The following is a 13,529-nucleotide window of genomic DNA, read 5'->3' as shown; positions in this document are numbered from 1 at the left end:
TACCCTCCTTAAATAGTTTAGTTGTAAACTATTTAAATTATACCTTAAATTGGTTTATAAGTAAACTATATATTTATTATTTAAATTGTATAATCATTATAAATATAAAAGAATACTTTTTTACAATCTTTTAAAATATTAGTGTATAAAAGATTAATAAGAATTTATTTCTCTAGTATATTATTTAAAATATTAAAGAGATAGCTAATAATAAGAGAAATAAAAGTGAATTGAAAGAAAATAATTTTATATATTCATTTTAAAGTAGTTTATTAAAAAATAGACTACTTTTTATTTGAATTTTTTAAAGAGTATACAATAATAATAAATTGATAAAATGATAGAATTTGATGTTGAAAATTATATGTTTATTAAAATGATTGTTTAAGAGATAGAGTTTTAAAGTTGGTGTTTTTATATAAAGAACAAATGTGTTGTTATTATATACATAGGAAAATAGAGTATTTAAAAGGAAATATGATTAAAATATTAATAAACTTGCAATAAATTGTTAACAAGAAGTTTGAGTACAATTAAAAATATATTTATAATTAAAAATATATTAACTAAGTAATAAGTTTAATAATAAATTTATATAAATGATAATTTGAATGAGGTCATAATTACAAAGAGGGGAGATTAATATAAATGACAGAGGCAATTAAATCTACTGATTATGAAGTAGAAAAAGGAAAGAGACGATTAAAGCATCCAGCAGGACTATACCTTTTATTCTTCACAGAAATGTGGGAAAGATTTAGTTACTATGGAATGAGAGCTTTATTAATGCTTTATTTAACAGCATCATTTGTTACTGGAGGATTAGGATATGACGTATCTAGTGCTGCTAAAATATATGGTACTTATACATTTTTAGTTTATTTTACACCGATAATTGGGGGAGAAATAGCAGATAAGTTTTTAGGGCAGAAAAAATCAATTATTCTTGGGGCAGCAGTAATGATTTTAGGTAATTTAACTTTATTTGGATGGCAAACTAGATGGGCTTTATATTTAGGATTAGGATTGATAATAGTAGGAAATGCTTTCTTTAAACCTAATATATCAACAATAGTTGGTCAGTTATATGAAGATGGTGACAAGAGGAAAGATTCAGCTTTTACAATATTCTACATGGGAATAAACTTAGGATCTTTAATAGCACCAATAATATGTGGATTATTAGCAGAAAACTTTTTTGCTACAAAATCAGGAGAAGTAATACTTCACTATGGATTTAGATATGGATTTTTAGCAGCAGGTATAGGTATAATTTTAGGAGAAATTATCTTTATAACTTTATCTCCAAAATATTTAGCACATGTTGGTGAAATTAAAAGAGATGTAAATAAAAAAGATGTTGTAAAAGAAAATAAACCTTTAACTAAGCAAGAAAAGAAGAGAGTTTTAGTTATATTAATACTTGCATCATTCGTTGTATTCTTCTGGGCAGGATTTGAACAAGCAGGTACTACTTTAACATTATTTGCTGAAAATGCAACTAATAGAAGTTTATTTGGATGGACAGTACCAGTAGCATTTTTCCAATCTATAAACCCATTATTTATATTAATATTAGCACCATTATTCTCAAAATTATGGTTTACACTTGCTAATAGTAAAAGAGGAGATTTATCAATTCCAGCTAAAATGGCTATTGGTATGATAGTTTTGGGATTTGGATTCTTATTAATGGTTTTCGCAACTATGTCATTAGGTGGAAATGTTGAAAATCCAGCTGTTAAAGTTAGTATGTTTTGGTTAGTAGGAACTTACTTATTTAATACAATTGGAGAACTTTGTTTATCACCAATAGGACTTTCAATGGTAAGTTCATTAGCACCAGCTAAATACGCTTCATTATTAATGGGGGTATGGCTTGCAAGTAACGGAGTAGCAAACTACTTATCAGGATTCATAGCATCATTTGTAGAAAAATTAGGAGCTTTAGAACTATTTGCTTCAATAGCTGGAGTAAGCATAGTATTAGGTTTAATACTATTACTATTAAGCAAAAAGATTACAGCTATGATGGAATAAAATGATATTAAAATTAAATTTTTAAGAAGATTTGATTAATTAAATTAGAATATTTAAGTTTTATATAAGAAAAGGGTTGTATCAGAATAAGTTTTTTATATTTTGATACAACCCTTTTAGTATTATAAGAATTTTATTCTATATTTTTTAATTAAGTTTATGTATTTTTTTAAACTCTAAAATATTCTTCATCTAAGTATAAAAGCATTTCTTCAGTTATAGGAACTGACAATCCAGCATAGTCTGAAAATTTTTGTATAGCATCTTCTTTTTCCTCTTTTTTTAGTTCATGATGATGCTTTAATTTTTTACCAGCTTTCTTTTCAAAGTCTTTCCATTCTTTATAAACTTTTACTAAATCTTCTTTTAACTTATTATCACTCACCAAAACATCTCCCTAAATAAGTGTGTTATTATAAGCTTCTTCTAATTCAACTATTTCTTCCTCTGTTAATGGTGTATCAAGTTTAGCAAATTCAGAAAAATTCTTTGCTATAAGTTTTTTTTGCTCTTTTTCTAATTTTCTAAAGTCATGTTCTAATTTTAATTTTTCAAAAAAGTTTTTTTCAGAAGTTCTCCATTTGCTATAAAGATCTAATAATTCTTTCTTAATTTTTTTTTCTACCATAAAATTCAACTCCTTATAAAATTTATGTTTATATTATGTAATTTATATTTTTATTATATTATATAATAAAAATATAAATTTTAAAATATTATTAACAAAAAAATATTTGTTAATAAAAATTATTATATTTATTATAATATTTATTATAATATTTAATTTGTTAAAAATAATTTTATTAAAAAATATATTTTTTAATAAATTATTTTTAATATAAGGAATTACTTATATTCCATATAAATAAATAATTGTTTACTAATAGAATTTAGAGTCATAAAATTTTAATGAGGTGATATAAAATGAATACATTAAATGAGATCTTGTCAAAAGAAATTGAAGAATTTAGAGAAAAAGGACATAAGTTTTTAAATAAAGAAATGACCGTTGGTGAATTTAAAAAGGCATCAGGAGGAATGGGAGCTTATGCACACCGTGGAGGAAAAGAATTCATGGTGAGATTAAGAGTTCCATCAGGTGTTGTTGGATTAAATTTATTAAAGGAAGCATATAATTGGGCTAAACAATATAATTTAGACAAAGTACACTTAACAACTCGTCAAACAATACAATTACATGGAATATCAATAGATGCTGTATGTGACATAATGCAAGAAGGATTAACTAAAGGAATATACACTAGAGGCGGTGGTGGAAACTTTCCAAGAAATGTAGCTTTAAATCCTTTATCAGGAGTTCAAATAGGAGAAACTTTTGATGTAACTCCTTATGCGCTAGCAGCTAATGCACATTATATGAGTAAAATATATACTTATAAATTACCAAGAAAAATAAAAACTGCATTTTCAAATACAGAAGAAGATTCAGCACACTGCACAGTTACAGATTTAGGATTTTTAGCTGTTGACAATAATGGTAAGAGAGCATTTAAACTTTACATAGGTGGAGGACTAGGAAGAAATCCAAGAACATCAGTTGAATTTGATGAGTTAATAGATGAAAAGGACATATTATATTGTATTGAAGCTATGACTAATTTATTTGTAGCCGAAGGAGATTATAAAAATCACGGAAAAGCTCGTATAAGATATATTGTTGATAGAATGGGTGAAGAAGAATTTAAACTTTGCTTTAGAAAACATCTAGAAGAAGTGAAGGCTAAAGGTGGTTTAGATCTTAAGATTGAAGATATAAAATATAGTAAAAAAGGTGAAAAAACCAATATAAAACATGAAAGATTAATACCTCAAAAGCAAGAAGGATTATATACTGTTTTATTCCATCCAGTTGGAGGGCAACTAAGTTTAGAAGTATTAAAAGAATTAATAGAAAAAATAGATAAAATAGAAGAAGTAGAAGTAAGATTAGGTATGGATGAAAATCTATATGTTAGAAACTTAAATGGAAAAGAAGCAGAATCTATCTTAGAATTTACTCAAGGTAAAGGGGGAGAAACTTTAGCTGAAAGAAGTGTTTCTTGTATAGGTGTACCAATATGTCAAATGGGAATATTAGAAAGTCAGAAAACTTTAAGAGAATTTGTAGAATTATTAAAAGAAAATTCAATTAAAGAAGGCTTATTACCAAGAGTTCGTTTTTCAGGATGTCCAAATTCTTGCAGTATGCATGAAATAGGAGAGATAGGATTCGCTGGTAGAAAGAAAAAAGTTGGAGATACTTTATCAAATGTATTTGAATTACACTTTGGTGGAAAATTAGGAATAGGTGAAACTCGTTTAGGAGATTACTATGGAGATATACTTCAAGACAAGATTCCAGAGTTCTTAATTAAGGTTGCAAAGGCTGTAGAAGATAAGAATTTAACTTTTAAAGAGTGGATTAAAGATAATAATGAAGAATTTAAAGCTATAGTTAAAGAATATATTGTATAGTTATTAACAAAATATTTACAAAATCCAAAAAAACTTAACAATTAAGTTTTTTTGGATTTTTTTTATTTTTACTTAAAATTACTTTCAAGAGGCATATTCAAATACTTTCATAGTTCATTTTATTAAAGTTTTTGTTTAGTAATACTAAGTATTTTATTTAGTTTTTGTTACCGAAATATTAACGATACCCTTTGTAATTAGCTTGAAATAAGGGTTATAAACAATTTACTATAGAAAAAAATAAAATGGTGATATATAATAAATTCGAAATTTATATTTATGTAGTAAAATAAGTTGTTTAAAGAAAGGATTGATGTTAGGGTTGAAAGAAAAAATATGCCTTTATGGTTTTAATAATCTTACTAAAACATTAAGTTTTAATATTTATGATATTTGTTATGCTAAAACAGAGAGAGAAAAGGAAGATTATATAAAGTATATAGACGAGCAGTATAATTCTGAACGTCTTACAAAGATTCTTTGTGATGTTACAGAAATGATAGGAGCTCATGTCTTAAATATTTCAAAACAAGATTATGAACCTCAGGGAGCTAGTGTAAATGTTCTTATAACAGAGGAGGCATTACCAGTAGCACTAATTGATCCATCATGTAATAAAGGAGAACTTTCATATTTGGAGCTTAGAGATAGTGTAGTTGGACATTTAGATAAAAGTCATCTTACAGTTCACACTTATCCAGAATTTCATCCAAATAACGATATAATTTCTTTTAGAGTGGATATAGATGTATCTACTTGTGGAAAAATATCTCCATTAAATGCTCTAGATTATTTAATTGGAAGTTTTGATTCTGATGTAATAACTATTGATTACAGAGTTAGAGGATTTACCAGAGATGTTGATGGAAGAAAATGCTACATAGACCATGATATAAAATCTATTCAAGATTATATAGATGGAGAAACCCTAAAAAAATATGATGCTATGGATGTTAATGTTTATCAATCTAACATATTCCATACAAAGATGATGCTTAAGGATATAGTTTTAAATAATTATTTATTTAACTCTGATCCATATGAATTATCTCCAAATGACAGAAGAGAAATAAGAGATAGAATATCGAAAGAAATGATTGAAATATATGGTGGTGTAAATATTTATTAAGAAAGGAGGAATTTAGGTGAAAAGACTTTCTCAAGAAAATGCTCCTATTTATGAAGCATTAAAATGGTACAAGAGTCAAAGAATTGTTCCTTTTGATGTACCAGGTCATAAACAAGGAAGAGGAAATACAGAATTAAGAGAATTTTTAGGTGAAGATTGTGTTTCAGTAGATGTAAATTCAATGAAACCTTTAGATAATCTTTGTCATCCAACATCAGTAATAAAGGATTCAGAAGATTTAGCAGCTGAGGCTTTTGGAGCAGATAAGGCATTTTTCATGGTTAATGGAACCACATCAGCTGTACAAGCTATGATAATGAGTGTTTGCAAAGAGGGAGATAAGATTATAATGCCTAGAAATGTGCATAGGTCTGCCATAAATTCTTTAATAATAACAGGGATAACTCCAGTTTATATAAATCCAGGAATTCATAGTAGACTTGGAATTTCTTTGGGAATGGCAATGGAAGATATAAAAAAAGCCATTAAGGAAAATCCAGATGCTAAGGCTATTTTTGTTAATAACCCAACATATTATGGAATTTGCTCTAATTTAAGAGAAATAGTTAAGTTAGCACATGAAAATAATATGTATGTCTTAGTTGATGAAGCTCATGGAACTCATTTTTATTTCGATAATAGACTTCCAGTATCAGCTATGGAAGCAGGGGCAGATATGGCAGCTGTTAGCATACATAAAACAGGTGGCTCATTGACTCAGAGTTCTATGCTACTTATGAAATGTAATGGAATTAAGCCAGATTATGTTAGGACAATAATAAACTTAACACAAACAACTAGTGGTTCTTATTTACTTTTATCTTCTCTAGATATTGCTAGAAGAAATTTAGCTTTAAATGGAGAAAAAATCTTTGAAGAGGTTGTTAAAATAGCTGAATATGCAAGAGAAGAAATAAATAAGATAGGCGGTTATTATGCTTTCTCAAAAGAAATAAATAATTATGATGATATTTATGATTTTGATATAACAAAGCTTACAATAAATACTTTAGAAACTGGACTTGCTGGAATAGAAGTTTATGACATATTAAGAGATGATTATGGAATTCAGATAGAGCTTGGAGATGTGGCTAATATTCTTGCCATAATATCAGTTGGAGATACTAGATATAACATTGAGAGATTAGTTTCAGCTTTAAGTGAGATTAAGAGAATTCATAAAAAAGATAAAAAAGATATTTTTGACCACGAATATATAGATCCTATAGTTAAAGTTAATCCAAAAGAGGCTTTTTATGCTGATAAAAAGAAGGTTCTTTTAAGAGAAAGTGAAGGATTAATTTCTGGAGAATTTTTAATGTGTTATCCACCAGGAATTCCAATACTTGCCCCGGGAGAGCTTATAACTAAGGAGACTATAGATTATATTGAGTATTCTAAGAAAAAGGGAAGTTTAGTTACAGGCCCTGAAGATATGGAAATTGAATATATAAATGTTTTAGATTGTTAGGAGGAATTTTAATTATGGAATTATGGTACACAGAAGAGCATACAGACAAGGTGCGTTTTTCAATCAAAGTAGATGAACAACTTTATAGCGAAAAGAGCGATTTCCAAAGAATAGATGTTTTTAAATCTCAAGAGTTTGGAACTTTCTTCACATTAGATGGACTTATGATGGTAACAGAAAAGGATGAATTTATTTATCATGATATGATAGTTCATGTTCCAATGGCTACAAATCCTAATATTAAAAATGTACTAGTTATAGGAGCTGGAGATGGTGGAACTGTAAGAGAACTTACAAGATATGAAACTATAGAAAAAATAGATATGGTTGAAATTGATAAGTTAGTTGTTGATGTTTGTAGAGAATATTTACCTCAAACAGCTAATAAATTAGATGATCCTAGAGTAAGTTTGTTTTTTGAAGATGGATTAAAATTTGTACGTTCAGTTGAAAATAAATATGATTTAATAATAGTTGATTCAACAGATCCATTTGGACCTGGAGAAGGTTTATTCACAAGAGAATTTTATGGAAATTGCTTTAAGGCATTAAAAGAAGATGGAATACTTGTAAATCAACATGAAAGCCCATACTATGAAGATTATGCAAGAGGAATGAAGAGAGCTCATAAGAGAATAAAAGAGTGTTTCCCAGTATGTAGAGTTTATCAAGCTCATATACCAACTTATCCATCAGGACATTGGCTATTTGGTTTTGCATCAAAAAAATATGATCCATTAAATGTTGATATAGAAAAGTGGAATGATTTGGGATTAAAAACTAAATATTATAACACTGATTTGCATAAAGGATGTTTTGCACTGCCTAATTATGTTAAGGAGATGTTAGAGAATGTTGATGAATAGAAATGTAAGCACTTTTATAGGATGTGAAGCTGAATATGATGAATCAAGCATAATTGTATTTGGAGCTCCTTTTGATTCAACAACTTCTTTTAGACCAGGTACTAGATTTGCTAGTCAGGTAATGAGAGGAGAGTCTTGGGGATTAGAAAGTTATAGTCCATATCAAGATTTGGATCTTTATGATTTTAATATTTTTGATGGAGGAGAAATAGAGCTTCCTTTTGGAAATTCAGAAGGAGCATTGGCTAAAATTGAGGAGTTTTCAACTAAGGTTGTTGAAGATGGAAAAATACCAGCTATGATAGGTGGAGAACATTTAGTAACTTTAGGAGCATTTAAAGGAGTATTTAAAAGATATTCTGATGTTCACGTAATTCACTTTGATGCTCATGCAGATTTAAGAGAACATTATTTAGGACAAAAATTATCTCATGCTACTGTTATGCATAGGATTTGGGATTTAGTAGGAGATAATAAAATATTCCAATTTGGAATACGTTCTGGTGAAAGAGAAGAATTTTTATGGGCAAAAGATCACGTTTATACAAATAAATTTAATTGTGATACTTTAGATTATGCCTTAGAAAGAGTTAAAGATAAACCTATTTATGTAACAATAGACTTAGATGTTTTAGATCCATCAGTATTTCCAGGCACAGGAACACCAGAGCCAGGTGGAATTCAGTTTAATGAACTTTTAAATTCAATATTAAAACTTAAAGGATTAAATATTGTGGGATTTGATATTAATGAATTATCACCACAGTATGATCAAACAGGAGCATCAACTGCTGTCGCTTGCAAAGTTTTAAGAGAGATGTTATTAGTAGTAAATAATAAATAGAATATTTTTAATATAAAGAATAGAGCTGTATCAAAAGCTAATAATAAAACTTACAGAAAGTAGTACGAGAAAGTATTTAGTACAATTTTCAAAATAGTTTTGGAAGTTTTATTTAAGGATAATTTGGTACAGTTTTTTGCTTATTTATCTAATAAAGTAAAGAATTAAAAGTGCTTGAATTGCTATTATTAAAGGAATACCTATAGTAAATTTTGCATGCTTTGTTTTATGACGAAAAATATGCATTCCCCATAATGCTCCAATTCCTCCTCCTATTATAGAAACACCTATTAAGGTGTCCTCACTTATTCTCCATTGATGTTTTTTAGCTTTTTGTTTATCTATATACATTAGAATTATTGCCACTAAATTTATTACAACTAAATAACCTACAAAAAGTTCTTTCAATAATTACACCTCCTAATTTTTTTTCATTAGTATTTATTATATGGTTCTTAAATTAATTATACCTTATTTCTATGTAAAATTATTATTAATTAGTAGAGAAATATAAAATTTGTGTATTATAAAGTATATTTTACAAAGTTTTAGTTATAGTAAAGCTTTTAAATATATGTATTGATAATTTTCAACCAAAGAAAGTAAGACTATTAGAACTACTAGATAATGAATAAATTTAAAATTAAATATAAATAAATGTAAAATTGGTAATATTGTGTAATATAAACAAATATAAATATTTATGTAGAGTGTTAAAGTAATTATACATTTTGAAATCAAATATTCGGGGGAGAAAATTATGAAGAAAAAATTATTAGGTGTGTTATTAGCTAGTACATTAATAGTAGGAGCCGTTGGATCATATGCTTGGTTCTCAGATAATTCAGAAGTTAATTCTGACATTAAATTAACAATGGGTACTTTAGATGTTAAGGTTACAGAAGATGGTGATGGATGGAAGATTGTTGATAAAACATCAGAAATAATAAATAAAGATGCAACTAAACATTTTAAAAATGTTAGACCAGGGGATAGTTTTCAAAGAAACTTTTATATAAGTAATACTGGTACATTAAAACAAAATGTAACAGTTAAATTAAATCCTGAGGTAGCTAATAAAGTAGTTGCTAAATATAATGGAAAAAAAATCAAATTCAATGAATTATTTAATTTAACTTTTGATTTAGATGCATCTCCATTAAGTGAGGAAAAAGGATCAGAGGTTAAATTTATGTTAGATTCAGTTTATACTGAGGAGGAAGGTATTAATCCATCAACTAGTGCTAAGAATATGACTGTTAACTTAGAAATAAATAAAGATGCTATGGACAATAGATTTAATCATGAAGGAAATAAATTTGTTCAAGTATTTGATTTCTTAAAAGATAAGTCAGTTCCATTAGTGATTGTTGAAGCAGAACAAGTTAATAAAGAGTAGTATATTAAAATAAAAAATCAAGTTAAAATAAATTGTATTGTTTCTTAATATTAGTTTAAAAAGATATGTAACATAAAAAAGAAGAAGATTCCTATTGTTTATAGGAATCTTCTTCTTTTTTTAGTTTGTAGTTATTTATTATTTATAATTTGGTTTAAATCTTTTTAGTCTTAAAGTATTTAATAATACTGATACTGAACTAAAGCTCATAGCAAATGCACCTATCATTGGATTAAGTAATGGACCTCCAAATATATGAAGAACTCCCATTGCTACTGGAATACCTAAGGTATTGTATCCAAATGCCCAGAATAAATTTTCTCTTATGTTTTTCATTGTTTGTCTGCTTAATTGAATTGCTCCAACGACATGTAATATATCACCTTTCATTAGAACTATATCAGCAGATTCTATTGCTATATCAGTACCTGAACCTATAGCCATTCCAATATCAGAAATAGCTAAAGCAGGAGCGTCGTTTATTCCATCACCAACCATAGCGACTTTTTTGTCTTCATCTTGAAGAACTTTAATTTTTTCAGCTTTTTCTTGAGGAAGAACCTCAGCAATAACTCTATCTACACCTACTTCTTTTGCAATAGCCTTAGCTGTTTTTAAGTTATCTCCTGTTAACATTACTACTTCAAGTCCCATTTTTTGTAGGGTTTCTATAGCTTTTTTACTTGTTTCTTTAACTGTATCAGCAACGGCTATTATACCAGCTATTTTTTCATCTATAGCAATAAACATTGGAGTTTTTCCTTTTGAAGCTAATTCTTCAGAAGTTTTTAATAGGTTTTTAAGATTTATATTTTTATCTTTCATAAGTTTATAGTTACCTAATAAAATTGATTTATCTTCAATAGAGCATTGAATTCCCTTACCAGGTATTGCCTCAAAATTTGAAACAGTTTTTAAAGTAAGATTTTTTTCTTCAGCATCTTTAACAATAGCTTCTCCAAGAGGATGTTCTGAACCTTTCTCTGCTGAAGCAGCTAATGTAAGCAAATCATCTTTTGAAATATTTTCACAAATAACATCTGTAACCTTAGGTTTTCCTTCAGTTATAGTTCCAGTTTTATCAAATACAACAGTATTTAATTTTTGAGTTGTTTCTAAGGCTTCACCACTTTTTATAAGTATTCCATTTTCTGCTCCTTTACCTGTACCAACCATAATAGCTGTTGGGGTAGCTAAACCTAAAGCACATGGACAAGCAATTACTAATACAGATATAAAGATTGTAAGTGCAAAAGTTTTGCTTTCACCAGAGAAATACCAAGCTAAACTTGAAATTACTGCTAAAGTTATTACTACAGGTACAAAATAACCTGAAATCGTATCAGCTAATTTTGAAATTGGAGCTTTTGAACCTTGAGCATCTTCTACTAATTTAACTATTTGAGAAATTACAGTATCCTTACCAACATTTGTAGCTTTATAAATTATTCTTCCATTTTTATTTATACTAGCTCCAAAGACTGTATCTCCTACTTTTTTTTCAGCAGGAATACTTTCACCAGTTAGCATACTTTCATCAATTGATGTGTATCCTTCTGTAATTTTACCGTCTACAGGTAGTTTTTCACCTGGCTTAACAAGTATTAGATCACCAACTTGAACTTCATCAATAGATACAATTTTTTCTTTGTCATCTATAAGTAGAGTAGCTGTTTTAGGGGCTAAGCCCATAAGTTTTTTTATTGCATCAGAAGTTTTGCCCTTAGTTAGAGTTTCTAAGTATTTTCCTAAACTTATTAGTGTAAGTATTGTTCCAGCAGATTCAAAATATAATTGCATAGCATAGCTACTGTCACCTATATAAATGTGGTATATTGCGAATAATCCATAGACATATGCAGCACTAGCTCCGATAGCAATTAATGAATCCATATTAGGGCTTCTCATAAATAAGTTTTTAAAACCATGTATGAAGAAATCTCTACATATAAATATAACCACAGTTGTAAGAACTAATTGAATAAGTGCGAAGTTTAAGGGATTATTCATTGGATCTATTATATTAGGTAAGTGAAGGCCAACCATATGTCCCATTGATATTATAAATAATGGAATAGTGAAAATTGCTGCTCCAATAAGTCTATTTTTCATTTTTTTAGTTTCAGTATCTTTTGCTTTTTGGTGTTCATCTTCTTGAGATGCATCTAAAAGTTTATATCCTAATTTTTCTACTTTTGCTTTTATATCATTAGTAGAAAGTTTATCTTTATCGAAAGAAATATTAAGAGTGGAGTTTGCAAAGTTAACATTAGATCTTTCAACTCCATCCATTTTACTTGTTACTTTTTCAATTCTTGCTGCACATGCTGAACAAGTCATTCCTTCTACTTTAAATGAAGTTGACTTATTATTTCCTTTTAATTCAAAGCCTAATTTCTTTACTTTTTCTTTAATTTCTTTTAAAGAAATTTCATCTTCATAATATTCAACTTTGAGACTTTCATTAGCAAAGTTAACATTAGCATTATATATTCCAGATAATTTATTTAAAACCTTCTCAATTCTAGCAGCACAGGAAGCACAACTCATTCCAGAAACTTTGAAAGATTCTTTCTTTAAGTTTCTAACTACTGAGAAACCAAGCGTATTTATTTTTTCTTCTATTTCTTTAAATGATATTTTATTTTCATCAAACTCTAAATTTAATTTTTCAGTTGCTAAATTAACATTAGCTTTTGATATGCCATTAATTTTACCTAGAACTTTTTCGATTCTAGTGGCACAAGAGGCACAACTCATACCTTTTATTTTTAGTGATTTATTTATCATAAAAATTATAGCTGAAATATTCCTTTGTTATAAAGAAAGGAATAACAGTTTTCCTCCTTTTAAATTTAACCTCCCCTAGGGGGTGTTTGTAATTCAAATATACTCTTTGATTTTTTTTTGTCAATAATAAAGTGATAAGTATTATCACTAAATTAAAGAATGATGGTAAGCATTTTTAGTAATATAAACTTATTTTGGCTAAAAAATAAAAACTTATTTAAAATTAGATAATTATTAATAAAAAACTAAAAAAATCACAAGCTAATAAAAAGAAGTTAATTTAGAAAATTTAGATGAGGTGAATATATGAAAAAGTTACTTTACATTACAGTAAACTCAAAGCCAGAGAAACTTTCATCAAGTAAGACGGTTGGAAGAGCTTTTATAAGTAGGTTTGTAGAATTAAATCCAGAGTTTGAAATAGAGGAAATTGATTTATACAAAGATTTTATTCCTAGATTAGAGGCTAAACATTTTTCAGGAAGAAGTTGTTTGGTAGATTTTGAGGATGCTAG

The 13,529-nt window shown here is 27.6% G+C and carries 12 protein-coding genes; 8 read left to right on the top strand and 4 right to left on the bottom strand.

The annotated features are described in order from the left end of the window. The first annotated feature begins 648 nt into the window (after nt 1-648). Nucleotides 649-2,040 (top strand): peptide MFS transporter, encoded by a 1,392-nt coding sequence (locus Q1J60_RS08865; RefSeq protein WP_300261047.1) that lies wholly within the window; start codon nt 649-651, stop codon nt 2,038-2,040. A 169-nt stretch (nt 2,041-2,209) separates the two neighbouring features. On the opposite strand, the gene Q1J60_RS08860 is transcribed toward Q1J60_RS08865, so the two are convergent. Beyond that, nucleotides 2,210-2,425 carry a hypothetical protein gene (locus Q1J60_RS08860; protein ID WP_300261046.1) on the bottom strand — a complete coding sequence of 72 codons (216 nt, stop codon included), beginning with the start codon at nt 2,423-2,425 and terminating at the stop codon, nt 2,210-2,212. A 12-nt stretch (nt 2,426-2,437) separates the two neighbouring features. After that, nucleotides 2,438-2,668: a hypothetical protein gene (locus Q1J60_RS08855; protein WP_300261043.1), complete on the bottom strand. Its 231-nt coding sequence runs from the start codon at nt 2,666-2,668 to the stop codon at nt 2,438-2,440. Between the two features lie 296 nt (nt 2,669-2,964). Here Q1J60_RS08855 and Q1J60_RS08850 point away from each other — a divergent pair, with 296 nt between their 5' ends. From Q1J60_RS08850 to speB, 5 genes are all read left to right on the top strand, one after another. Continuing rightward, nucleotides 2,965-4,515 (top strand): nitrite/sulfite reductase, encoded by a 1,551-nt coding sequence (locus Q1J60_RS08850; RefSeq protein ID WP_300261041.1) that lies wholly within the window; start codon nt 2,965-2,967, stop codon nt 4,513-4,515. Nucleotides 4,516-4,828: 313 nt separating this feature from the next. Next, nucleotides 4,829-5,644 (top strand): adenosylmethionine decarboxylase, encoded by an 816-nt coding sequence (gene speD / locus Q1J60_RS08845; RefSeq protein ID WP_011009885.1) that lies wholly within the window; start codon nt 4,829-4,831, stop codon nt 5,642-5,644. Between the two features lie 16 nt (nt 5,645-5,660). Next, the gene (locus tag Q1J60_RS08840; RefSeq protein WP_300261038.1) at nt 5,661-7,115 is read left to right on the top strand and encodes an aminotransferase class I/II-fold pyridoxal phosphate-dependent enzyme; all 1,455 of its coding nucleotides are present in this window, start codon (nt 5,661-5,663) and stop codon (nt 7,113-7,115) included. 14 nt (nt 7,116-7,129) lie between these two features. Further along, nucleotides 7,130-7,981, top strand: coding sequence for a polyamine aminopropyltransferase (gene speE / locus Q1J60_RS08835; protein ID WP_300261035.1), 852 nt, complete (start codon nt 7,130-7,132; stop codon nt 7,979-7,981). After that, complete coding sequence (gene speB, locus Q1J60_RS08830; protein ID WP_300261032.1) at nt 7,968-8,825, top strand: agmatinase; 858 nt, start codon at nt 7,968-7,970, stop codon at nt 8,823-8,825. The genes speE and speB overlap by 14 nt, the downstream gene beginning before the upstream one ends. Before the next feature lie 144 nt (nt 8,826-8,969). Here speB and Q1J60_RS08825 read toward each other — a convergent pair whose 3' ends face one another. Beyond that, nucleotides 8,970-9,233, bottom strand: coding sequence for a DUF1294 domain-containing protein (locus Q1J60_RS08825; RefSeq protein WP_283680624.1), 264 nt, complete (start codon nt 9,231-9,233; stop codon nt 8,970-8,972). 352 nt (nt 9,234-9,585) lie between these two features. Here Q1J60_RS08825 and Q1J60_RS08820 point away from each other — a divergent pair, with 352 nt between their 5' ends. Further along, nucleotides 9,586-10,224, top strand: coding sequence for a TasA family protein (locus Q1J60_RS08820; RefSeq protein WP_300261029.1), 639 nt, complete (start codon nt 9,586-9,588; stop codon nt 10,222-10,224). Nucleotides 10,225-10,362: 138 nt separating this feature from the next. Here the strand turns inward: Q1J60_RS08820 and Q1J60_RS08815 are convergent, their stop codons facing one another. Next, on the bottom strand, nt 10,363-13,014 hold the full coding sequence (locus Q1J60_RS08815) for a heavy metal translocating P-type ATPase (protein WP_300261027.1): 2,652 nt from the start codon (nt 13,012-13,014) through the stop codon (nt 10,363-10,365). A 306-nt stretch (nt 13,015-13,320) separates the two neighbouring features. On the opposite strand from Q1J60_RS08815, the gene Q1J60_RS08810 reads away from it, so the two are divergent. Beyond that, a partial coding sequence (locus Q1J60_RS08810; protein ID WP_300261024.1) for an NAD(P)H-dependent oxidoreductase occupies nt 13,321-13,529 on the top strand: 209 nt, incomplete at its 3' end.

The organism is Clostridium sp. (assembly GCF_029258205.1).
Classification (GTDB): domain Bacteria; phylum Bacillota; class Clostridia; order Clostridiales; family Clostridiaceae; genus Sarcina.
Note: the sequence above shows the minus strand (reverse complement) of the source record. Positions and strands in the feature narration are given on the sequence as shown.

Bases quoted from the DNA above. Each gene is read 5' to 3' on its own strand.
- Q1J60_RS08865 (WP_300261047.1), top strand. From the start codon at position 649: ATGACAGAGGCAATTAAATCTACTGATTATGAAGTAGAAAAAGGAAAG.
- Q1J60_RS08855 (WP_300261043.1), bottom strand. From the start codon at position 2,668: ATGGTAGAAAAAAAAATTAAGAAAGAATTATTAGATCTTTATAGCAAA.
- Q1J60_RS08850 (WP_300261041.1), top strand. From the start codon at position 2,965: ATGAATACATTAAATGAGATCTTGTCAAAAGAAATTGAAGAATTTAGA.
- speD (WP_011009885.1), top strand. From the start codon at position 4,829: ATGTTAGGGTTGAAAGAAAAAATATGCCTTTATGGTTTTAATAATCTT.
- speE (WP_300261035.1), top strand. From the start codon at position 7,130: ATGGAATTATGGTACACAGAAGAGCATACAGACAAGGTGCGTTTTTCA.
- speB (WP_300261032.1), top strand. From the start codon at position 7,968: ATGTTGATGAATAGAAATGTAAGCACTTTTATAGGATGTGAAGCTGAA.
- Q1J60_RS08820 (WP_300261029.1), top strand. From the start codon at position 9,586: ATGAAGAAAAAATTATTAGGTGTGTTATTAGCTAGTACATTAATAGTA.
- Q1J60_RS08815 (WP_300261027.1), bottom strand. From the start codon at position 13,014: ATGATAAATAAATCACTAAAAATAAAAGGTATGAGTTGTGCCTCTTGT.